This window comes from Achromobacter sp. FW305-C-30-7 (assembly GCF_058783105.1).
Genome location: NZ_JBYSYI010000006.1, coordinates 20,917 through 38,975 on the forward strand (window position 1 = coordinate 20,917; position 18,059 = coordinate 38,975).

16 protein-coding genes are annotated in these 18,059 nt (G+C 65.5%); 13 read left to right on the forward strand and 3 right to left on the reverse strand.

The annotated features are described in order from the left end of the window. The first annotated feature begins 7 nt into the window (after window positions 1-7). The 4 genes from AC3WOB_RS19955 to lpxC all read left to right on the forward strand — a co-directional run bounded on the left by AC3WOB_RS19955 (window position 8) and on the right by lpxC (window position 4,601). Window positions 8-832 carry a cell division protein FtsQ/DivIB gene (locus AC3WOB_RS19955; protein ID WP_013391531.1) on the forward strand — a complete coding sequence of 275 codons (825 nt, stop codon included), beginning with the start codon at window positions 8-10 and terminating at the stop codon, window positions 830-832. Window positions 833-836: 4 nt separating this feature from the next. Beyond that, entirely contained in the window at window positions 837-2,063 is a 1,227-nt protein-coding gene (ftsA, locus tag AC3WOB_RS19960) for a cell division protein FtsA (RefSeq protein ID WP_006217473.1), read from the forward strand. A gap of 189 nt (window positions 2,064-2,252) precedes the next feature. Next, on the forward strand, window positions 2,253-3,437 hold the full coding sequence (gene ftsZ / locus AC3WOB_RS19965) for a cell division protein FtsZ (protein ID WP_054457598.1): 1,185 nt from the start codon (window positions 2,253-2,255) through the stop codon (window positions 3,435-3,437). Between the two features lie 240 nt (window positions 3,438-3,677). Further along, window positions 3,678-4,601, forward strand: coding sequence for a UDP-3-O-acyl-N-acetylglucosamine deacetylase (gene lpxC / locus AC3WOB_RS19970; protein WP_492275964.1), 924 nt, complete (start codon window positions 3,678-3,680; stop codon window positions 4,599-4,601). 254 nt (window positions 4,602-4,855) lie between these two features. Here lpxC and AC3WOB_RS19975 read toward each other — a convergent pair whose 3' ends face one another. Further along, window positions 4,856-5,263, reverse strand: coding sequence for a DciA family protein (locus AC3WOB_RS19975; RefSeq protein WP_013391534.1), 408 nt, complete (start codon window positions 5,261-5,263; stop codon window positions 4,856-4,858). Window positions 5,264-5,390: 127 nt separating this feature from the next. Here AC3WOB_RS19975 and AC3WOB_RS19980 point away from each other — a divergent pair, with 127 nt between their 5' ends. The 9 genes from AC3WOB_RS19980 (at window position 5,391) to AC3WOB_RS20020 (ending at window position 15,881) form a co-directional block, all read left to right on the forward strand. Continuing rightward, on the forward strand, window positions 5,391-6,362 hold the full coding sequence (locus AC3WOB_RS19980; protein ID WP_013391535.1) for a M23 family metallopeptidase: 972 nt from the start codon (window positions 5,391-5,393) through the stop codon (window positions 6,360-6,362). Between the two features lie 191 nt (window positions 6,363-6,553). Beyond that, window positions 6,554-9,289: a preprotein translocase subunit SecA gene (secA, locus tag AC3WOB_RS19985; RefSeq protein ID WP_492275965.1), complete on the forward strand. Its 2,736-nt coding sequence runs from the start codon at window positions 6,554-6,556 to the stop codon at window positions 9,287-9,289. Window positions 9,290-9,302: 13 nt separating this feature from the next. Continuing rightward, entirely contained in the window at window positions 9,303-10,022 is a 720-nt protein-coding gene (locus AC3WOB_RS19990) for a VOC family protein (protein WP_492275966.1), read from the forward strand. 199 nt (window positions 10,023-10,221) lie between these two features. Then, window positions 10,222-10,977 (forward strand): GntR family transcriptional regulator, encoded by a 756-nt coding sequence (locus AC3WOB_RS19995; RefSeq protein ID WP_492275967.1) that lies wholly within the window; start codon window positions 10,222-10,224, stop codon window positions 10,975-10,977. Continuing rightward, the gene (locus tag AC3WOB_RS20000; RefSeq protein ID WP_492275968.1) at window positions 10,974-11,963 is read left to right on the forward strand and encodes a tripartite tricarboxylate transporter substrate binding protein; all 990 of its coding nucleotides are present in this window, start codon (window positions 10,974-10,976) and stop codon (window positions 11,961-11,963) included. Before AC3WOB_RS19995 ends, AC3WOB_RS20000 begins: the two co-directional genes overlap by 4 nt. A 61-nt stretch (window positions 11,964-12,024) precedes the next feature. After that, a complete protein-coding gene (locus AC3WOB_RS20005; protein WP_013391541.1) occupies window positions 12,025-13,719 on the forward strand; it encodes a thiamine pyrophosphate-binding protein in 1,695 nt (564 codons plus the stop codon). Window positions 13,720-13,788: 69 nt separating this feature from the next. Then, a complete protein-coding gene (locus AC3WOB_RS20010; protein ID WP_013391542.1) occupies window positions 13,789-14,571 on the forward strand; it encodes an SDR family NAD(P)-dependent oxidoreductase in 783 nt (260 codons plus the stop codon). An 80-nt stretch (window positions 14,572-14,651) separates the two neighbouring features. Beyond that, complete coding sequence (locus AC3WOB_RS20015) at window positions 14,652-15,110, forward strand: Lrp/AsnC family transcriptional regulator (protein WP_013391543.1); 459 nt, start codon at window positions 14,652-14,654, stop codon at window positions 15,108-15,110. A gap of 159 nt (window positions 15,111-15,269) precedes the next feature. Beyond that, window positions 15,270-15,881, forward strand: coding sequence for a gamma-glutamylcyclotransferase (locus AC3WOB_RS20020; protein WP_013391544.1), 612 nt, complete (start codon window positions 15,270-15,272; stop codon window positions 15,879-15,881). Window positions 15,882-15,895: 14 nt separating this feature from the next. Here the strand turns inward: AC3WOB_RS20020 and pagP are convergent, their stop codons facing one another. Together pagP and mgtE are read right to left on the reverse strand one after the other, a co-directional pair. Continuing rightward, complete coding sequence (gene pagP / locus AC3WOB_RS20025; protein ID WP_207472148.1) at window positions 15,896-16,450, reverse strand: lipid IV(A) palmitoyltransferase PagP; 555 nt, start codon at window positions 16,448-16,450, stop codon at window positions 15,896-15,898. 129 nt (window positions 16,451-16,579) lie between these two features. Beyond that, complete coding sequence (gene mgtE, locus AC3WOB_RS20030; protein ID WP_492275969.1) at window positions 16,580-18,052, reverse strand: magnesium transporter; 1,473 nt, start codon at window positions 18,050-18,052, stop codon at window positions 16,580-16,582. Between the last annotated feature and the right edge of the window lie 7 nt (window positions 18,053-18,059).

An 18,059-nucleotide genomic window follows, 5' to 3' on the forward strand; every position in this document is an offset into this window, starting at 1 on the left:
ATACTCTGTGTGGAACGACGCTCGCACCACCAACCTGATCGCCAACACGCTGGCCGTGCTGGCGGTTTGCGCCATGCTCGTCGCGGGCGTGGTGTGGGTGGTGCAACGCCCGTTCTTCACGCTCTCGGCCATCGAGCTGGAATCGATGCCGGACACCGAGCTGCACTACGTCTCCACGGGGGCGGTGCGGTCGGCGATCGCGGGCCGCTTCAAGGGCAATTTCTTCACGGTCGACCTGGACGACGCGCGCGAGATCTTCGAGTCGGTGCCGTGGGTCCGGCACGCCACCGTGCGGCGGATCTGGCCCAATGTGCTGCGCGTGCGGATCGAGGAACAGCAGCCTCTGGCGCTGTGGAACGAGAACCAGATGATCAACACCTGGGGCGAAGCGTTCACGGCCAATACGGGCGAGGTGGACGACGAGACCGTGCTGCCGCAGTTCTCCGGTCCGGAGGGCACCGAATCGCTGGTCGTGCAACGCTACGCCGAACTGGCCCGCTGGTTCGCGCCGCTCGATATGCACGTGACGCAGCTGGATCTGAGTCCGCGCTACGCCTGGCGCGTGGTGCTGTCCAACGGCATGTCGCTGGACCTGGGCCGAGATCCGGGCGCGGACGCGCCGGATCCGCATGGCCTGCCGGGCGCTCTGCCGTTCGCGGCCCGAATTCAACGTTTTGTGCAGGCGTGGCCCGCCGTGTCGGGGCGCCTGGAAGGGCGCACCGTGACGCAGGCCGACCTGCGCTATCCCAATGGTTTCGCCCTGGCGCTGGCCCCGTTGCCGCCGTCGGAAACCAAATCCAAATCCATACCGAAACCTCCCAAGAAACGCTAACGCCATGACCCGTGACATCAAGGACCTTATCGTCGCCCTCGATATCGGCACCAGCAAGGTGGTGGCTGTGGTGGCTGAAATTTTGCCTGAAGGGCGATTCGAAGTGCTAGGCCTGGGCCAGCACGAATCGCGCGGCATGCGCAAGGGCGTGGTCGTAAACATCGAGACCACTGTGAATTCCATCCAGCGCGCGCTTGAAGAAGCCGAGCTGATGGCAGATTGCAAGATTCGCGACGTCTACACCGGCATTGCCGGCAGCCATATCCGCAGCTTCAACTCCAGCGGCATGGTCGCCGTGAAAGACAAGGAAGTCACCGCCACCGACGTTGCCCGCGTCATCGAGACCGCCAAGGCGGTGAACATCCCGACCGACCAGCAGGTGCTGCACGTGCTGACGCAGGAGTTCATCGTCGACGGCCAGGAAGACATCCGCGAGCCCATCGGCATGAGCGGCCTGCGCCTGGAAGTGCGCGTGCACATCGTGACGGGCGCGGTCAGCGCCGCCCAGAACATCGTCAAGTGCGTGCGCCGCTGCGGCTTGGAAGTGCAAGACCTGATCCTGCAGCCCCTGGCGTCCAGCCTGGCCGTGCTGACCGCCGATGAAAAAGAACTCGGCGTGGTGCTGGTCGACATCGGCGGCGGCACCACCGACGTTGCCATCTTCACCGGCGGCGCGATCCGTCACACCGCCGTGCTGCCGATTGCCGGCGACCAGATCACCAACGACATCGCCGCGATGCTGCGCACGCCCACGCCCGATGCCGAGGAAATCAAGCTGCGCTACGGCGTGGCCAAGCAGGTGCTGGCCAGCCCGGACGAGTCCGTGGAAGTGCCGGGCCTGGGCGACCGCGGTCCGCGCCAGGTCAAGCGCCAGGCGCTGGGCGCCGTGATCGAACCGCGCGTGGAAGAACTGTTCACGCTGGTGCAGCAGGTCGTGCGCGATTCCGGCTACGAGGACCTGCTGGCGTCCGGCGTGGTCCTGACCGGCGGCTCGGCGCAACTGCCGGGCATGATCGAACTGGCCGAGGACGTGTTCCTCAAGCCGGTGCGCGTGGCAGTGCCCGAATACGAAGGCAGCCTGGCCGACGTGATGCGCAATCCGCGCTTCTCGACGGTGATGGGCTTGTTGCAGGAAGCACGGATGCAGCGCGTGCGCGGCCGCAAGGTCGCCGCCCAGACCGGCAATTTCAAGAGCCTGCTGGCGCGCATGAAGGAATGGTTCATGAACTGAGTTTCAAGGGGCAGGTTGGGGCCTGTCCTTGGTGCGGTTCGCAGCGGTAACGCGGATCGGGCCAGAAGAGGGGAGGCGCTTCAAACCCGTTGCGGGCCCGTCCGGCGACGAGTTTGAGGCGATTCACAAAACATAGGTTGGTTGGGGAATTTTTGTGATTTGCGAAATCGGACTTGTGAGGGAGTCATCATGATGAACTTTGAGATGCTTGAGAACAACACCAAAGGGACCGTTATCAAGGTCGTTGGTGTGGGCGGTGCGGGCGGCAATGCCGTGGCGCACATGATTCGCAGCGGTGTGCACGGGGTGGATTTCATCTGCGCCAACACCGATGCGCAGGCACTGGCGGCGACCAACGCCCCGGTGCAGATCCGTCTGGGCCGTACCGGCCTGGGCGCGGGCGCCAAGCCCGAGCAGGGACGTGCGTCGGCTGAAACCGCGCGCGAGGAGATCCGTGCCGCGCTGAATGGCGCGCACATGGTCTTCATCACCGCCGGCATGGGCGGTGGCACCGGCACCGGCGCAGGTCCGGTCGTGGCCGAAGTCGCGAAGGAACTGGGCATTCTGACGGTGGGCGTGGTCACCAAGCCTTTCACCTTCGAAGGCAACAAGCGCCTGAAGATGGCCGAGGACGGTATCTCGGAACTGGCCAAGCACGTGCATTCGCTCATCGTGGTGCTCAACGAGAACCTCTATGAACTGATGGACGAGGACGCGACGCAGGAAGACTGCTTCCGTTCGGCCGACGACATCCTGCACAACGCTTGCGCGGGCATCGCCGAAATCATCAACGTCGAAGGCAACGTCAACGTCGACTTCGAAGACGTCAAGACGATCATGGGCGAGCAGGGTCAGGCCATGATGGGCACGGCGTCGGCTTCGGGTGCGGACCGCGCCCGCGTGGCCGCCGAGCACGCCATTGCTTGCCCGCTGCTGGAAGGCGTGGACCTGAACGGCGCTCGCGGCGTGCTGGTCAACATTACCGCCAGCCGCTCGCTGAAGATGCGCGAAACGCGCGAAATCATGGAAACGATCCGCAGCTACGCTTCGGACGACGCGACCGTGATCTTCGGCACCGCCTACGACGAATCCATGGGCGAAAACCTGCGCGTGACCGTGGTGGCAACTGGCTTGGGCCGTGCGCAAGCGCGTCCGCAGCTGGTGCAGAACACCGCTGAAGTGCTGCGTACCGGCACCGACAACATGCCCATGGGCGCGATGCCGGCTGGCGGTCAAGGCGATTACCGCAATCTGGACATGCCGTCTGTCATGCGCAACCCGCGCAGCCAGGCGTCGGCCCAGGTGCGTGCTCTGGAAAGCTCGGGCATGGATCATTTCGACATCCCGGCATTCCTGCGCAAGCAAGCGGATTGAACCTAGGAGCCGATTTCTGGCTCTAATTGCACTCCCTCATCTCCGGCCTGCCTGTCCCCACAGGCAAGCCGGAGGCAGAGCGGTCCGTGTTTCCCTTGCACGGTTTCAATAAGGGACGGAGGTATCGGTCGATCCGGACGCCAAATGGCGCCAGGGATCGGACAGAGTTACAATACGTCAGTTACGCCGGCAATCTGCTCGTCTTCTTGCCGGCTTCCTGGCTCAAAACACCCAAGTCTCATGTTCCGACAGCGCAGCATTCAGAATCTCGTCCGCACGACAGGCGTCGGCGTCCACTCCGGACGGCGGGTCGAGCTCACCTTGCGCCCGGCACAACCGAATACGGGCATCGTGTTCCATCGCGTCGATCTGCCGCAGGTCGTGGATCTGCCCGCACAGGCCACCGGCGTGGGCGATACGCGCATGGCATCGGTGCTGCAGCAGGGCAATGTCCGCGTGTCCACGGTGGAACACCTGATGTCGGCGCTGGCCGGCCTGGGTATCGACAACCTGCATATCGACCTCACTGCCGAAGAAGTCCCCATCATGGACGGCAGTGCGGCTACGTTTGTCTATCTGCTGCGCTCGGCAGGCATCGTTGAACAGAACGCGCCCAAGCAATTCATCCGCGTGTTGAAGCCGGTGGAAGTGCGCGAAGGCGAAGGCCGCAACGAGAAATGGGCCCGCCTCGAACCCCATGAGGGCTACGCGCTGGCGTTCTCGATCGATTTCCGCCACCCCGCCATCGACTCCACGGCCAATTTTGCCGAGATCGATTTCGCCACGCACTCGTATGTGCGTGAAATCGCTCGCGCGCGCACCTTCGGTTTCGTCAATGAAGTCGAGGCCTTGCGCTCCATGGGCCTGGCCCGCGGCGGCAGCCTGGACAACGCCATCGTCATGGACGAGTACCGCGTGCTCAATAGCGACGGACTGCGCTACGACGACGAATTTGTAAAACACAAGATCCTGGACGCTATCGGCGATCTGTATCTGCTGGGCAAGCCCCTGGTGGCGCGCTACGTCGCGTGCAAGTCCGGCCATGGCCTGAACAACCAGCTAGCCCGTGCGCTGCTGGAGCAACGCGACGCCTGGGAACTGATTACCTACGAATCCCAGACTGAAGCACCGCAGGCGTTCCGCCAAGAGTGGCAGCTGGCCTAGAGCCACGCCCACTCCCTACCCGCTGACGCGGGCCCCCTCCAGGGGCGACGTCTGCGGACCGGCAAAGCCGGCTCCGCGACGTCCGCGCTATCATCTTGCGCGGCTAGGTCCCTGAGGACTCCCAGAGGATGTGACGGTCGTCATCCTCTAGCGCTTTAGGCGCAAACCGGCGGCAAACCATAGGATGGATCCGTCCGAGAACTTGGTTTCGCTTCGTTTCCGGGAGGCCCGGATCACGGACAACCCGGCTGGCTTCAGCTACTCTTGTGGTGCTTCAGCAGCTTGGCGACCGCGTCGGCCAGAGGGCCTGGCCGCAGGTTGTCGTGCAGGGTCTCGAACGCGCCCAGGGCGGTGTCGCCCAGTGGTTGCGCCTCTTTGGGAGGGCGCGGCTGGCGGGCGCCAGGTTTGGGCAAACCCGCTTGTACCTTGACGGCGATTTCGTTAAGGTTCCAGCCTTGGTCTGCCAAGGTCCGCGCGATGCGCGGTGCCAATTGACGCATCTTGGCCGCATGCGCGGCACTCGGCACCACCAGGTGCAGGCACTGGTTTTCCAGCTTGCCCACCTGGCATACGGCGCCCAGCGGGGCGGGCAGAACCGCCGCCACCGCGTACTGGATTTGCAAGTGCTTGCGGGCGGTCGCCAGAACGCCGGCGCCCCGCATGTCATGACCCAGCCATCCCAGGGCGGTATCTTCTTTCCGCCGGCTGGAACTGGAACGTTGACGGTATGAAGTGGGTCTATTCATGCCGGCTCTAAGAATTAGGAAGCAAACCTTGAAAATCGTGATTATGCACGCCCGCGACGGGCGGGACGGGCATTTCACCCTGGGCGGCGCGCGCCTCGCGCTGTTTCTGGGGGGCGCCTTGATCACGGCCGCCATCTTTGGCGCCGCGTTACAACGATACCTTACTCCGATCCTGCCGGCCGTACATACCGTGGGCTGGCCGCTGGCGGGCCAACCCGGGCGCGACGCCGATTTCCTGCGCGGAAACATGAATCTGCTGGCCGCCAAGGTGGGGGCGCTGCAGGCCAAGCTGGTAAGCATCGACGGCCTGGGCCAGCGCGTGGCCAAGGTGGCCGGCGTGGCTTACACCGATCCCGAGCTGGCCAAGCAACTGGCCGTGGCGCAGCCCGAGGCGCTGACCCAGCCCGAAGCCACCCAGGTCATGGACGATCTGTTCACCGACCACCCGCCGCCCAGCGCGGCCTCGGCCGAGGCGCTAGGCCGCCAGCTCGACGAGATCCAGGCCAGGCTGGCCCAGCAGTCGGACAATCTGAAGCTGCTGGACGCGGCGCTGACCAAGCGGTCGGCGGACCAGGCGCGCATGCCGACCGCCATGCCCATCACCGATTACCCCTATCTCAGTTCCTCGTACGGTTGGCGCCGCAACCCCGTGACCGGCCGCAGCGCCATGCACGAGGGCCTGGACTTCGCCGCGCCTCCGGGTACGCCCATCCTGGCGGCCTCGGGCGGGGTGGTGCTGGAGTCCAAGTTCCAGCCGGGCTACGGCAATATGGTCGAGATCGATCATGGGGACGGTTTGATCACCCGTTATGCCCACGCTTCCTCCCTGATGGTGAAGCAGGGGCAACTGGTCGAACGCGGCCAGCAGGTGGCCCGCGTAGGCAGTTCCGGCCGTTCCACTGGCCCGCATCTGCACTTCGAGGTCCGCCTGGCCGGGCAGCCGCTGGACCCGCGCCTGTTCCTGGGACCGCATCAGACTGCGCCGCCTTCCGCGGTGGCCCACGCCGGGCAGTGAACCTGGGCGGTCCGCGCCGGTCAAACCGGCCGGCAGTGCTACCCTGTCCATAGGTTCAGGCTATTGCGCTCCAGGTGCGTTAAACTGGTTCGTTTTCCAGCGGACCCCCGCTCAACCAATAACATCAAGTCACGGGTGACGCTGCTCCGGCCTTTTGCGGGCGCGGCGTGGCTCGTGCGGCCGACATACGCATGGTTTCTCTGCTCAAAAAACTCATAGGCAGCCGCAACGACCGGCTGCTTAAGCAGTATCGCAAGCTGGTAACCCAGATCAATGGGCTCGAACCCAAGATCTCCGCGCTCTCCGATGCGGAGCTGGCGGCCAAAACCGAGGAATTCCGTTCCCGCCACGCCCAGGGCACATCCCTGGACGATCTGCTGCCCGAAGCGTTCGCGGTTGTGCGCGAAGCGGGCAAGCGGGTGTTCGGCATGCGCCACTTCGACGTGCAGATGCTGGGCGGCATCGCCCTGCACAGCGGCAAGATCGCCGAAATGCGCACGGGCGAAGGCAAGACGCTCATGGCGACCTTGCCGGTCTACCTGAATGCGATCGCCGGCAAGGGCGTGCACGTGGTCACGGTGAACGACTACCTGGCCCGCCGCGACGCCGAATGGATGGGACGCCTGTACCACTTCCTGGGCCTGAGCACGGGCGTGGTGGTGCCGCAGCAGCCCAACGAGGAAAAGAAGGCGGCTTACCTCGCCGACATCACCTACGGCACCAACAACGAATTCGGCTTTGACTACCTGCGCGACAACATGGAATACCGTGTTGAAGACCGTCGCCAGCGCGGGCTGTTCTACGCCATCGTCGACGAAGTGGACTCGATCCTGATCGACGAAGCTCGCACGCCGCTGATCATCTCCGGCCAGGCCGAAGACCACACCGAACTCTACGTCCGCATGAACGCGGTGCCGCCGCTGCTCAAGCGCATGGCCCACGAGCCCAAGCCGCAGGAGCCGGAACCCGAAGGCGACTACTGGGTCGACGAAAAGAGCCAGCAGGTCTACCTGTCCGAAGCCGGGCACGAGAACGCCGAAGGCATCCTGTCGCGCCTGGGCATCCTGCCCGAGGGCGAATCGCTGTACGACCCGCGCCATATCGCGCTGATGCACCACCTGATGGTGGCGCTGCGCGCCAACACGCTGTTCTTCCGCGACCAGCAGTACGTGGTGCAGGACGGCGAAGTGGTGATCGTCGACGAATTCACCGGCCGCCTGATGGTGGGCCGCCGCTGGTCCGATGGCCTGCACCAGGCGGTCGAGGCCAAGGAAGGCGTGAAGATCCAGCACGAGAACCAGACGCTGGCGTCGATCACGTTCCAGAACTACTTCCGCATGTACGAAAAGCTGTCCGGCATGACCGGCACGGCCGATACGGAAGCCTACGAATTCCAGGAAATCTACGGGCTCGAAACGGTCATCATCCCGACCAACAAGCCCATGGTCCGCAAGGATCAGAACGACCAGGTCTTCAAGACCGACGGCGAAAAGTACAACGCCATTCTCGAAGACATCCGCGACTGCCACGAACGCGGCCAGCCGGTGCTGGTGGGTACCACCAGCATCGAAAACTCCGAGCTGCTGTCGGGCCTGCTGAAGAAGGCCAAGCTGCCGCACGAAGTGCTGAACGCCAAGCAGCACGCCCGCGAAGCCGAGATCGTTGCCGAAGCCGGCAAGCCTGGCCACATCACCATCGCCACCAACATGGCGGGCCGCGGCACCGACATCGTGCTGGGCGGCAGCGTCGACAAGCAGGTCGATCTGATCCGCGCCGACGAGTCGCTGTCCGAAGCCGAAAAGGAAGCCCGCATCGCGAAGGTGCGCGCCGACTGGAAGCCGCTGAACGAGCAGGTCAAGGCCGCCGGCGGCCTGCGCATCATCGGCACCGAACGCCACGAATCGCGCCGTATCGACAACCAGCTGCGCGGCCGTGCCGGCCGCCAGGGCGATCCGGGCTCGTCGCGCTTCTATTTGTCGCTGGAAGACTCGCTGATGCGCATCTTCGCGGGCGACCGCGTGCGCGCCATCATGGAACGCCTGAAGCTGCCCGAGGGCGAGCCCATCGAGGCCGGCATGGTGACGCGTTCGATCGAGACCGCGCAGCGCAAGGTGGAAGGCCGAAACTTCGACATCCGCAAGCAATTGCTGGAGTACGACGACGTCGCCAACGACCAGCGCAAGGTGCTGTATTCGCAGCGCAATGACGTGCTGGAAGCCGCCAGCGTGGGCGCCACCGTGCAGAACCTGCGCGATGCCGCCGTGGCCGAGATGGTCAACACCTACGTGCCGCCGGAATCGGTGGAAGAACAGTGGGACGTGCCGGCGCTGCAAAAGGCGCTGGAAGCCGACTGGCACGTGCAGTTGCCGCTGACCGAAATGCTGGAAAAGGAAGCCAGCCTGACCGACGACGACCTGCGCGAGCGTGTCGTTGGCGCGGCGCGCGACGCCTACCAGGCCAAGGTCGACCAGGTGGGCACGGAATCGTGGTCGCAGTTCGAGCGTTCGATCATGCTGCAGGCGATCGACACGCATTGGCGCGAGCACCTGTCGGCGCTGGATTACCTGCGCCAGGGCATCCATCTGCGCGGCTATGCGCAGAAGAATCCCAAGCAGGAGTACAAGCGCGAAGCCTTCGAACTGTTCTCGGGCATGCTGGACCGCATCCGCGACGACGTGGTCCGGGTGCTGATGACGGTGCGCGTGCAGTCGCAGGAACAGGTCGAACAGGCCGAGGCCGAAGCGGCGCAGCCGCACGTGCAGAACGTGCAGTATCACCATTCCGATTACGACGAAGCGCTGGCCCAGTCCGAACCGGAAAGCGGCGCCCAGCCCGTGCGCAATGCCTTGCCCAAGGTCGGCCGCAACGACCCGTGCCCTTGCGGCAGTGGCAAGAAGTACAAGCAGTGCCACGGCAAGCTCGTCTGATCCAGGAGCCATCATGCTGCATTCCGTCGGCCGCACTGAATTCGACCATGCCGTGGTCATGGTGCGCGACCGGCTGGATGCGCTGGCCCCGCATTTCGAACGCCAGGGGTTCCACCTCAGCGACAAGGCGGTGCACAACCTGGGGTCGTGCAACCGGCTGATCGTGCTGGAAGGCACGTATGTCGAACTGCTGGGCTGGCCGGCCGGCGCGCCGCCCGCCCGCAAGGAAATCGCCGATTCGCCATTCGGGCTGGAAGCGCTGGTGTTCCGCACCTATGATGCCGAAGCCACTCGCGAGCGCCTGCTGGCCGCCGGGTTTGCCGTCAACCCGGTCCAGGAACTGAGCCGTCCCGCCATGCTGGACGGCCAGGAAGTCCAGGCCCGTTTCCATACCGTGCGCTTCGCCGAGCAGCCCTTGCCCGGCATCCGCATGTATTTCTGCCGCCATCTGACGCCCGAGTGCGTGTGGTCGCCTGAACTCATGGCGCACCCCAACGGCGCCCGCAGCCTGGTGCGCATCGATGCCCGGGCGCAGGATGCGCGCGCGGTCGCACAGCGGCTGGCGCTGGTGGCTGGCGTGGATGCCGAGGCCGCAAACGGCGGCTGGGACGTGCCGCTGGCGAATCTGCGCATCCACGTGAGCCAGGATGCGGCAGCAGCAGCGCCCACGCTCTCGACATTGACCCTGGAAAACAAGGACGGCGCCCACTACACGCTGGACACCGGCCTGTAAGCGCCAGGCGGCAGGCGCCGCCGCAGGAACGAATGGCCCGCAATGTCCGCATTGCGGGCTTTTTTTCGCCCTGCGTTTGCCTCGCTCAGGGGCGGGTAGGGAGGTCGGCTTACGGGGAAACCCGGGTTGTTGCGCCAACTGTATGCACTTTAGTATGCATTTCATTCCCGGCCATCCAACCGAGCGCAGGTGAGCAGGCATGACCCAATCCTCAATCGCAATCCGGCCCGCGGCGCGCACCAAGGAAGCGCAGGCGGAGCTGTATAACGCGGTCAAGGCGATGGCAGTGCGCTTTGACTTCAAACCCGGCGAACGCATCAACGAGGTGGAGCTGGCCCGCAGGCTGAACGTCAGCCGCACGCCGCTGCGCGAAGTCCTGAACCAGCTGATGGTCGAGGGCTTCCTGACCCGCTCGGTCAATCGCGGTTTCATTGCCCGCCTGCTCGACGCCAAGCAGATCCACAGTCTCTACGAGTACCGCGCCGTGCTGGAGGCGGGCATCGTGCGCGCGGCCTGCGAGCGCGCCAGCGACGAAGAGCTGGCCAGCCTGCGGGAGTTCGTCGAGCGGTCCCGCGACCTGCCCGAGGACAGCGACGCCACCCGCCTGCTGGAACTCGATGAGGCTTTCCATCTGACGCTGGCGCGCTACTCGCGCAACGAGGAGTTCGTGCGCGCGCTGGAAAGCGTCAACGCCCGCATTCACTTCGTGCGCTGGATCGACATGCAGCAGGGGCGCCGCAGCCACACGCAGAGCGAGCACCTTCGCATCGTCGAGGCGCTGGAACGGCGCGACATCGATGCCTTGCCGGACCTGATGGGCGCGCATATCGGCCGCCGCCTGGATCAGATCACCGACGTCATACGCACCGGTTTTTCCACGATCTACATGCGGGACCAGGTCGAACCCGCCACGGCAGCGCCGGCCAACACCATACAAGCAGGGGAAAATCTATGAATCACGGGATCAAGCGCGGACTGGCTGCGCTATGCATGTTGTCCGCCACGGCAGGTGCTTTCGTCACGTCGCCGGCTACCGCCGCAGAGGAACGGCCGCTGATACTGGTCGTGCCGTATCCCCCCGGAGGCAGTACCGACATCCTGGCGCGTATCCTGCAGCCGCGCCTGTCGCAGCAATTGGGCGGCCGCGCGGTGGTGGTCGAAAACCGGCCGGGGGCGGCCAGCCAGATCGCCACCGCCTTCGTGGCGCGCGCCGAACCGGACGGCAACACCTTGCTGGTCAGCTTCGACAACCACGGCATCAACCCCGCCGTGAAGCCCAAGCTGCCCTACGACACGTTCAAGGACTTCGTCGCCATTTCGCAGACGGTGCGCTTCCCGCTGGTGCTGGGCGCCAATCCCGGCGTGCCTGGGGATAACCTGAAGGAATTCCTCGCCGCCGCGGCCAAGCAGCCGCCCAACAAGTTCAACTACGCCTCGACCGGCGTGGGCTCGTTGAACCATTTGGCGCCCGAAGAGCTCAAGCGCCTGTCGAAGGTCGAACTGCTGCATGTGCCGTACGGCGGCGGCGGACCGGCCATCCAGGCGGTGGTGGGCGGCCAGGCCAGCATGACCTGGTTGAGCTTCGCCGCCCTGCGCGGCCAGATCCAGGCCGGCAAGATCAAGCCGCTGGCGGTGGCGGGCGACAAGCGCCTGGCCGACCTGCCCAATGTGCCGACGGTGGCGGAATCCGGCTTCCCGGGCTTTGTCGCCTATTCCTGGAGCGGCATGTTCGCGCCCAAGGGCACGCCGGACGCAACGGTAAAAAAGCTGACCGCTGATTTCAAGGCCGTGCTGGCCGATCCGGAAATCCGCAAGAAGGTCACGGACGCGGGCTTCGAAATCGTGGCCTCCGACGGTCCGGCGCTGGACGCCTACGTGAAGTCGGAATACGACCGCTGGAGCGCCTTCATCAAGAGCAGCAACATCAATCTGGACAACTGAACCACGCGCGGCCGGCGGAGTGCCGCCCGGCCGCGGCGCGTGCAACACAAGTGGAGATGACATGGAAAATATGACCGGCGCCGAAGCCATGGTGCGCATGCTGCAGCACAACGGCGTCAAGCACATATTCGGCCTGTGCGGCGATACCAGCCTGCCGTTCTACGACGCGCTGTACCGGCTGGACCACGGCATGCAGCACATCCTGACGCGCGATGAGCGCAGCGCCGGCTACATGGCGGACGCCTATGCCCGCGTGACCGGCAAGGTCGGCGTGTGCGAAGGCCCCAGCGGCGGCGGCGCGACCTATCTGCTGCCCGGCCTGGTGGAGGCCAACGAATCGTCGATCCCGGTGCTGGGCATTACCTCGGACGTGGCGGTGGGCTCGCGCGGCAAGTATCCGCTGACCGAACTGGACCAGGAAGCGCTGTACCGTCCGCTGACCAAATGGAACCGCACCATCGACCGCGCGGACCAGATCCCCGGTATGGTGCGCGCCGCCTTCCGCGCCATGACGACCGGCAAGCCCGGCGCCGCCCATCTGTGCTTTCCGTATGACGTGATGAAGCAGCAGGTGGAGGCGTCCGATGTCTGGGCCCAGCCCGAGCACGGACGTTTCCCGGCCATGCGCTATGCGCCGGATCCGCTGGACGTCGCGCGCGCCGCGCAGCGGCTGGTCAGCGCGCGGGCGCCGGTGATCATCTGCGGCGGCGGCGTGGTCATCGCCGGCGCCAGCGGCGCCTTGCAGGAATTGGCCGAATCGCTCAAGGCCGCGGTCTGCGTGACCGTGAGCGGGCAGGGCAGCCTGGCCGACAACCATCCCTTGAATGCGGGCGTGGTCGGCTCCAACGGCGGCGTGATGGCGACGCGCGACGTGGTGGCCGCGGCCGACGTGGTGCTGTTCGTCGGCTGCCGCGCCGGTTCGACCTCCACCGAGCACTGGCGCTTTCCGAACCGCGACGTGCCCATCCTGCATATCGACATCGATCCCATGGTGATCGGCGCCAACTACCTGACCGAAGTCGGCATGGTGGGCGACGCCAAGCTGGCGCTGGAGGCCCTGGGCGTGGAGGTCGCGGCGCGCCTGGCGCACCGTCCCGCGGATGCCGCCGACGGCGCGGTGCTGGCTGGCCGCGCCAAGGAGGCCCGCCGGGCGCAGCTGGAGCCGCTGGCCCACAGCCTGGACGCACCCATCCGCCCGGAGCGCGTGGTGCAGTCCCTGAACCGCCTGCTGCCGGACGACGCGGTGGTCTGCGCCGACCCCGGCACGCCTTGCCCGTATTTCTCCGCCTACTACGACGTGTCGCGCCCCGGCCGTCATTTCATCACCAACCGCGCGCACGGCGCGCTGGGCTTCTCCATGTCGGCCGCGCTGGGCGCCTGGGTCGGCCGGCCGCAGTCCAAGTGTGTGTCGGTGATGGGCGACGGCAGCTTCGGCTTCACCGTGGGCGAACTGGAAACCATCGTGCGGCACAAGGCGCCGCTGCTGATGGTGGTGTTCTCCAACTCGGTCTATGGCTGGATCAAGGCCAGCCAGAAGGCGGGCTACGACAAGCGCTACTACAGCGTGGACTTCAACCGCACCGACCATGCCCGCATCGCCGAAGCCTATGGCGTCAAGGCCTGGCGCGTGGAGGATCCGGCCAAGCTGGACGCCGCCATCAAGGCGGCAATGGAGCATGACGGCCCGGCGCTGATCGACGTGGTGGCGCAGCCCTTGCAGGATGCGGCGGCGCCGGTCAGCCAGTGGATGGGCTGATACAGCAGTCCTATACTGGTCCGCTTTGGCGGAGTGCTCCGCCAAAGCGCAATGACAGGAGAGTCGGGCATGGATCTGGGGATCGGCGGCAAGACGGCACTGGTATTCGGCGGCAGCCGCGGCATGGGTCGGGCGTGCGCTCTGCAATTGGCGCGGGAAGGCGTGGCGGTCACGATAGCCGCCCGCAACCCGGCCACGCTGGAGCAGGCCGCGGCCGAGATATCGCATGAAACCGGAATCGGGGTGGGCTGGGTGTCGGCCGACCTGACGCAGGCGCCGGGCCGGGACGCGGCCATGGCCGCCTGTCCGCATCCCGACATCCTGATCAACAATGCGGACGGCCCGCTGCCGGGCGACTTCCGCAACTGGAGCCATGACGACTGGATCGCCGCGCTGGACGCCATGATGCTGGGCCCCATCGACATGATCCGCCGGGTGGTGGACGGGATGATGGAGCGGCGCTTCGGGCGCATCGTGAACATCGTGTCGCGCAGCGTCAAGGCGCCGCATGCCGAGCTTGGCCTGTCCAATGGCGCGCGTTCGGGCCTGATCGGCTTCGTCAGCGGACTCGCGCGGCAGACCGTGCGCCACAACGTCACCATCAACAACCTGCTGCCCGGCGCCTTCGCCACGGATGCGCAGGTCAGGCACATACAAGGCATGCTGGATCAGTCCGGCGGCAAGAGCTTCGAGCAGCTCTGGGACGAGCGCGGACGCGCGAATCCAGCCGGCCGCTACGGCCAGCCCGAGGAGCTGGGCGCGCTATGCGCCTATGTCTGTTCCGCGCAGGCCGGCTACATGACGGCGCAGAACATCCTGATCGACGGCGGCGGCTACCCCGGGACCTACTGAAGTCCGGCGCCCGGCGGGCGCAAGCTGGACGCGGGCAGGCGGAACAGGCAACATTGGGGCCGATCCAGCCGAGGAAACCCATGGACCAGACGGACATCAAGATACTGGCCTTGCTGCAGAAGGACGCCACCTGTTCAGTCGCCGAGATCGCCGAGCAGGTGCACCTGTCCGTCACACCCTGCTGGCGCCGCATCCAGAAGCTGAAGGATGACGGCGTCATCGCCCGCAATGCCATCTTGCTGGATCCCTGCGCGCTGGGCCTGAACCTGACGGTCTTCGTGTCCATCAAGACCAGCCAGCACAACGAGAAATGGACCCAGAGCCTGATCAACGCCGTGATGGCCCTGCCCAACGTGGTGGAGTTCCACCGCATGGCGGGTGACGTCGATTATCTGCTCAAGGTCGTAGTCGAGGACATGGCGGCCTACGACCGCTTCTACCGCCGCCTGATCGGCGCCGTGGATCTGCTGGATGTCAGCGCCAGCTTCTCGATGGAAGTCATCAAAAGCACCACCGAATTGCCGCTGGACGCGGTGTAGGCGGGCGCGCGCAATTTTTTTTCCATGGCGGGGGCTGCCGGGGATGCAAATTCCATTCGGCCCGCCGGCCGGCCTCCATCACGCAATTCTTTTGCGCGGGCTACGGCGTAGGATATCCCCACTCCCATTATGGGATGAATCGGGATATCAGAGGACCCTATGTCGTTGGCAGTACCCGCCGGCTGCGCCGGTACGGAAACTTCGCGGCGCGCGCTTTCGGTGGATGACCTGCTGGTCGGCTGGAACGGCGTCGACGATCTGTGGGTGTTCGCCTATGGATCCCTGATATGGCACCCCGGCTTCACCTGGCGCGAGCGCCGGCTGGCGACGGTGCGCGGCTACCACCGGTCCCTGTGTCTGTGGTCGCACGATCATCGCGGTTCGCCCGACAATCCCGGCCTGGTGTTCGGCCTGGACCGCGGCGGCTGCTGCCGCGGCGTGGCTTTCCAGATCGCCGCCTGCGACGTGCCCGCGGTATTCCAGGCGCTATGGCGCCGCGAGATGATCACGGGCGCGTACTCGCCGCGCTGGCTCACCTGCCATACCGAAGCCGCGCCGGTGCGCGGGCTGGTGTTCCTGTTGAACCGGGCTTGCCAGGAGTACGCGGCAGGCCTCAGCGACGATCGTCTGCTGGCGTCGGTGCGCAATGCCGTCGGCCATTCGGGGCCTTGCCTGGACTATGTCGTGGAGACCGAGCGTGCGCTGCGTGCGCACGGCATCGACGACTGGCGCTTGGGCGATCTGGTGCGCAGGCTGGGCCAGGCCTTCTGAGGCCTGCGAGCGCTTCAGAAGCTCCAGCGGCCGAACATGAACAGCACGTTGCCCGCGCCGGCGGAACCCGGGATGTAGGTCGCGTATAGCATCGCGTCCTTGTAGCCCGCGCTCACCAGCGGCAGGATGCCCGGAAACGGCACGTAGCTCATGATGTCGTGGCGCGCCGTCAGGAAGACGGTATAGCCCGCGCCCAGGCGAAAGTTCTCGCTGACCCGCCCGATCTTCAGGAAGCCGTAGCCGGCGATCGGTTCGACCTTGCTATGCGAATCGAGAAAGGCCATGGCGTACAGGCCCTGCCAGTCGCCGTCTTCGTCGTAGATGCTGCGGCCGTAGCCGCCGCCCCAGGCCAGCTCGTTGAAGCTGTCGATCTTCTCTTTGCTGTAGGTGGCCCGGTTGTGCCACGAGTAGCCGGTGAAGTACAGGTCGTTGCCGCCCTCGTTCCAGATCTGGTCAAGGCGGTTGCAGGCCGACTGGGCCCATGAGGGCATGCTGTCACAGGCTTGGGCGGTGGCGGCGAAGGTGGCGAGCAGCAGGCAAAGCATTGCCGCCCGGAATCTTGCAGTCATTGTGGATGCAGAAAGGGTAGAGATGACAATTCCATTACTGTAATGGAACGATCGTTATCTACCCTGTCAGCTAGCTGTCAACCGGGCGCCGCCAGAGGGAAGCCGATTTTCTTGACCGTTGTATCCGGGCTACAGCAGGAAAATCGTCGCCAGGCCCAGAAAGATGAAGAACCCCAACGAATCGGTGGCAAAGGTCAGGAGCACTGACGAGCCCATCGCCGGATCCTTGCCGAAGCGGGCGCGCACCATCGGCACCAGCACGCCCACCGACGCGCCGACCAGCATATTGCAGATCATGGCGGCCATCATCACCAGCGCGATGGACAGCGAATGCGAAATCGCCCAGGCGAACAATGCGGCGACCAGGCTGCCGCACAGCCCCACCATCAGGGTGACGAGGAGTTCGCGCTTGACCAGCTGCCACAGGTTGCGGCCCGTGATCCGGCCCATGGCCAAGGCCCGGATGATCAGGGTCATGGTCTGGTTGCCGGAGTTGCCGCCGATGCCGGCCACGATGGACATCAGGAACGCCAGGATGACGATCTGGCTGACCGTGCCCTCGAACTGGGAGGCCACGAAGGACGCCGTGGCGGCGGTACAGAGGTTGAACAGCAGCCAGGGGGCGCGGTTGCGCAGGGCCGTGGCGACGGGCGCAAAAATGTCTTCTTCCTGCAGGCCGGCGCGCGACAGCGCCTGTTCCTGGGAGTCTTCGCGCATCACGTCCACCACGTCGGCAATGGTGACCCGGCCAATCAGGCGGCCCTGGTCGTCCATGACCGGCGCGGAGACCAGGTCGTAGCGTTCGAAGGCGCCGGCGGCATCGGCGTCGGAATCCAGCGGGTTGAGCGCCAGGAAATCCGAGTTCATGACCGCGCTCACTTCGGTTTCGGGCTCGCTGACCAGCAGCTTGGACAGGGGCAGGATGCCTTGCAGCTTGTCCTGGCGGTCCACCACGAAGATCTGGTCGGTGTGGTCGGGTAGTTCGTGCAGCCGGCGCAGATAGCGCAGCACCACTTCCAGCGTCACGTCCTCGCGCACCCGGACCATCTCGAAGTCCATGATCGCGCCCACGCTGTCTTCCGGATAGCCCATGGCTTCCAGCAGCTGCGCGCGTTCCTCTTCGGTCAGGCCTTTCTGGACTTCGGCCACCACGTCGGGCGGCAGGTCGGGCGCCAGGTCGGCCAGCTCGTCGGCGTCCATGTTGCCGGTGGCGGCAACCAGGTCCTGGCGGTCCATCGCCTCGATCAGCGATTCCCGCACCCAGTCTTCGACTTCCAGCAGCACGTCCGCGTCGTGCTCGGGGCTGACCAGTTTCCAGATGGCCTGCCGTTCGTCCTTGGGCAGCGATTCCAGGATGAAGGCGATGTCGGCCGGATGCAGGCCGTCCAGCAGGGTCTTGAGTTCGGCTTCGTGCTGGCGGTGCACCAGGTCCTCGACCAGCGAGGCCTTGGAATCGCCTTCTTCCTGGCGATGCACCAGGTCGGCGACCAGTTGTTGGCGGCGCAGGCGTTCCTGCACTTCCGCCAGCGCGTGTTGGGCGTCTTCCGGGTCGAGGCGGCGGGGCGTCGCGGGCGGTTTCTGCGCGGCGGCGGACTGCGTCATGCGTTAC